The sequence below is a fragment of the Mesorhizobium sp. M1A.F.Ca.IN.022.07.1.1 genome (assembly GCF_003997575.1).
GTDB lineage: Bacteria > Pseudomonadota > Alphaproteobacteria > Rhizobiales > Rhizobiaceae > Mesorhizobium.
The window spans coordinates 1-3,685 of the sequence record NZ_RZST01000468.1 but is presented as its reverse complement, the minus strand read 5'-3'; the positions used below and the strand labels follow the sequence as shown (position 1 = coordinate 3,685).

Genomic DNA, 3,685 nt, shown 5'->3' with positions numbered 1-3,685 from the left:
GACAGATGGCGGTTGCCGTGCGCGGGCGTCCGTCGAGCGCGCCGATCTCGCCGATCAGGCTGCGCGACAGCTCGATATTGGCCACCAGCTTCTGCCCGCCCGGTGAATAGAGCGAAATCTCGACCGTGCCGCTCATCACGCCGTAGATGCGGTCGGATGCGTCCTCCTGGACGAACAGGTGCTGACCGGCGGCATAACGTTCGACCTTGCAGCCGCCGAACAGCAAATCGAACTGGCGCGGATCGATCCGCGCCAGACGCGGCAGGGTGCTCCTGTCGTCTGTGCTGGCTGTGGACATGATGCGGTTCCGCCTCTCGTTGAGCGGAAATTGTATGACAAGTGCATGCTCGATCAAGGCCTGTCTCCTTTCGTGCGATTGCGGCAACACACGACGGCCTTTGTAGATCGGGCGCCAAACGTGCGCTGCCGGCACTCAAATTGTCCGGCAACTGTCCCTTGCAGCGGGAAACCGGAGCGCGCTGGCGGACGCGGACCGAACTACGAAACGCCGTTCGCGCGCGTGGCGGGAGGTGACCGACGCGCGCGAACAGCAAATCTGAAAATGGCTAGGTGATCGAAACTCCCTGCCGAGCTTTCAGGCCGGAGGCCGTTGGAGCCCATGCATCAGTGCCACCCGGTGCGATATCTGTGCGCGAGGCCTCCGCGGCGTATGTGAAGGCGATCACAGAAGCGTCGCCTGTCCAGCAGCGGCTTGCCGCCGCCCTGCATGGACCAGTCCGACGACCCCGACCGACGAACTCAGCGCCTTCGAACGAAATGTCGGCGACAAGGGCAGCGGCCCGGTTGTCGGCACCCGCCGCAGCAGGCACCATATTGCGGCAGTGCTTCAAAAGGCAATTGCGGAAAATCGAAAACCGATCTATGGAGCGCGCGGCTGATTGAGGGCGGCCATCATCCTATTTGCATAGGTTCGCTGCCCCATGCCCGATAACTTCTCGCGTGTAATCGCATTTCTTGCCGTGGTTATGGCCCTGCTGTTTGCCGGGCTGCATTTCCATCAGGGCAACATCATAGCCACGCTCTACTTCATGACCGGCGCCATTCTGGTGACGGGAGTAACGCATTTGAATGTGCGCCGAGGCCTGATCTAAGCGTCCTCCCGGACGCGAGCTGTCCCGCTGCACGAAATCGAAGAGGTTCATCGCGGCCGGATCATCCAACTTTCAGGAAGTTGGATGGTGGGCGATGCAGGGATTGAACCTGCGACCCCACCCGTGTGAAGGGTGTGCTCTCCCGCTGAGCTAATCGCCCGCTCGTTGCCCGAAGGCCGAAGCGAGCCGCGATATAAGGGAGGCGCGTGCGCGAAGTCAAGGCAATGTGCCGACGTTATCCTGCGGACCGATTTCGGGTTCCTGCCGGCTCGATCTGGGCAGGCGCTCAGCGCGCCGCAGCGATCAGACGCTGGGCCAATTCCGGCGTCAGCGTGTCGAAATGCGAGATCACCAGCGTCGGTTCGAACTCGCGCACATGACGATCCGTATAGCCGAAATCGACCGCCACCACCGGAATACCGGCCGCCTTGGCGGTGTCGATGTCGGTCTGCGAATCGCCGACCATCAGGGCGTTGTGCGGATCGCCGCCAGCCAGTTTGATGGTTTCGGTCAGATGGCGCGGGTCGGGTTTGCGGAAGGCAAAAGTATCCTGGCCGCAGATCGCGGCAAAGTATTTGTCGAGACCGAGCGCGCCGATCAGCGTCGCCGAATTCGCTTCATACTTGTTGGTGCACACCGCCATCAGATAACCGGCGGCCTGGAAGCGATCGAGGGCTGCGACGACGCCGGGATACGGGCAGGACTTGCCAGGGATGTTGATCGTGTAGTGGTCGAGGAAAAGCTTCAGCAGCCGGTCGTGCTCTTCCGCCATCAGCGCCTTGTTTTGCGCCGCATGCGCGCGTTCGATCATGACGCGGCCGCCATGGCCGACGTAGCGTTTGAAGCCGGCTTGGTCGACCGCGGCAAGCTCCGCGGCCGCCAGGCTGTGGTTGAGGCTGTCGAGCAGATCCGGCGCGGTGTCGATGAGCGTCCCGTCGAGGTCGAACACGATGATCGGTCGGGTCATGGCCAGTCCTGAATGATTGAGGTTCCGCAGCCGATACAAGATGCGCGGTGGTCAAGCAAGCCACCTCCGTCGGTCCACAGGCAGAGCCTTTGACGGGAAAGGCAAAAATGCTAGGAGGCGCGCCAAACCATGGAAATCGGGGACAGGAGCGGCATGGACGCAAGGCAGTTGAAGGTCGAGGCCGCGCGTGCGGCGCTCGCCCATGTCAGCAGCGGCATGCGGCTCGGCATCGGCACGGGCACGACCGCCGACGAGTTCGTCCGGCTGCTCGCCGAAAACGTCGCGACCGGCCTCAGCGTCATCGGCGTGCCCACATCCGAGCGCACCGCGGCACTCTGCCGCGAGCTTGGCGTGCCGCTGTCGACGCTCGAGGAAACGCCGGAGCTCGACCTCACCATCGACGGCGCCGACGAGATCGATCCCGCGCTGACGTTGATCAAGGGCGGCGGCGGGGCGCTGCTGCGCGAAAAGATCGTCGCGGCTGCGTCGCAGCGCATGATCGTGATTGCCGACCGGTCCAAGATGGTCGAGACGCTCGGTCGTTTCCCGCTGCCGATCGAGGTCAACAAGTTCGGCCTGCGCGCCACCGAGATCGCGGTCGGCGCGGCGGCGGCAAGCCTCGGCCTTGCCGGCCCGGTGACATTGAGGATGACGGGGGGGCAGCCATTTGTTACAGACGGCGGCCACTTTATCCTCGATGCATCTTTTGGCCGCATTCCGGATACAAGAGCGCTTTCGAATGCTCTCTTCGCCATTCCAGGCGTTGTCGAGCACGGTCTATTCATCGGGCTGGCGTCAACCGCCGTCATCGCCGGCGGCGACGGCATCCAAACCGTCCATGCCGCCCGAAAACCAGGGAGTTCTATCGACCATGATGTTGCATAAACGGGTTCGCCGCCTTTCGACCATTCTGGCGGCCTCAGCGGTGCTTGCGCTGTCCTCGCCGGCGTTTTCGCAGGATATCAGCGAATCGCATCTGAAGGCCGCACGGGCCGCAGTTGCGGCTATCCACGCTACCGACCCGTTCGACAATATCCTACCGCAGGCGGCGGCCGCGCTTGAGAACCAACTGATCCAGAAGAACCCCGACATGCAGGAACTGATCGGCAAGACGGTCACCGAAAAGGCCATGGGCTTGGCGGCGCGCCGCGCCGACCTGGAGAAGGAGGCGGCGCTCGCCTACGCCAAGGTGTTTTCCGAAAAGGACCTCAACGATATCGCCACTTTCTACAGCTCGGAAGCCGGCAAGAAGCTGCTCGACAGCGGCCCGGCGGTCACGCGCGACCTGGTGAAGGCGGCCGACATTTGGCAGAACGGGGTCGCCCGCGACCTCGCCCAGCAGGTCGGCGAAACGCTCGCCGCCGCCGCAAAGGCCGCGGCTCCGGCCAAGCCTGCGAAGGATGCGACCGCTCCTGCCGACGGCTCCGCTCCTGCCGATAATTCGGCGCCTGCAGACGACCAGGCTCCTGCCGACAAATCGGCTCCTGCCGACAATTCGCAGAACTGATCCGTTTCAAGCGGCCGACGGCCGACTTGACCAGAAGAGCCCGGATTTCCGGGCTTTTCTTTTGCCTGCTGTCCGCCTACCTGTGACACACTTCCATTG

Annotated in this window: 5 protein-coding genes and 1 tRNA gene; 3 read left to right on the top strand and 3 right to left on the bottom strand. The window is 63.3% G+C overall.

Annotation, left to right across the window (positions count from 1 at the left end; translation table 11 throughout):
• On the bottom strand, positions 1-298 hold a 298-nt coding region (locus EOA75_RS30455), incomplete at its 3' end, for a cyclic nucleotide-binding domain-containing protein (RefSeq protein WP_164747680.1).
• 643 nt (positions 299-941) lie between these two features.
• Between EOA75_RS30455 and EOA75_RS34285 the strand changes: the two genes are divergently transcribed.
• Positions 942-1,112: a hypothetical protein gene (locus tag EOA75_RS34285; RefSeq protein ID WP_164746760.1), complete on the top strand. Its 171-nt coding sequence runs from the start codon at positions 942-944 to the stop codon at positions 1,110-1,112.
• An 85-nt stretch (positions 1,113-1,197) separates the two neighbouring features.
• Here EOA75_RS34285 and EOA75_RS30450 read toward each other — a convergent pair.
• Positions 1,198-1,272, bottom strand: a tRNA-Val gene (locus EOA75_RS30450).
• A gap of 126 nt (positions 1,273-1,398) precedes the next feature.
• Positions 1,399-2,079 (bottom strand): phosphoglycolate phosphatase, encoded by a 681-nt coding sequence (locus tag EOA75_RS30445; RefSeq protein ID WP_095800727.1) that lies wholly within the window; start codon positions 2,077-2,079, stop codon positions 1,399-1,401.
• Positions 2,080-2,232: 153 nt separating this feature from the next.
• Between EOA75_RS30445 and rpiA the strand changes: the two genes are divergently transcribed.
• Both rpiA and EOA75_RS30435 read left to right on the top strand, forming a co-directional pair.
• The gene (gene rpiA, locus EOA75_RS30440; protein WP_127325887.1) at positions 2,233-2,964 is read left to right on the top strand and encodes a ribose-5-phosphate isomerase RpiA; all 732 of its coding nucleotides are present in this window, start codon (positions 2,233-2,235) and stop codon (positions 2,962-2,964) included.
• Positions 2,951-3,586 carry a DUF2059 domain-containing protein gene (locus EOA75_RS30435; RefSeq protein ID WP_127325886.1) on the top strand — a complete coding sequence of 212 codons (636 nt, stop codon included), beginning with the start codon at positions 2,951-2,953 and terminating at the stop codon, positions 3,584-3,586. Before rpiA ends, EOA75_RS30435 begins: the two co-directional genes overlap by 14 nt.
• Positions 3,587-3,685: the final 99 nt, after the last annotated feature.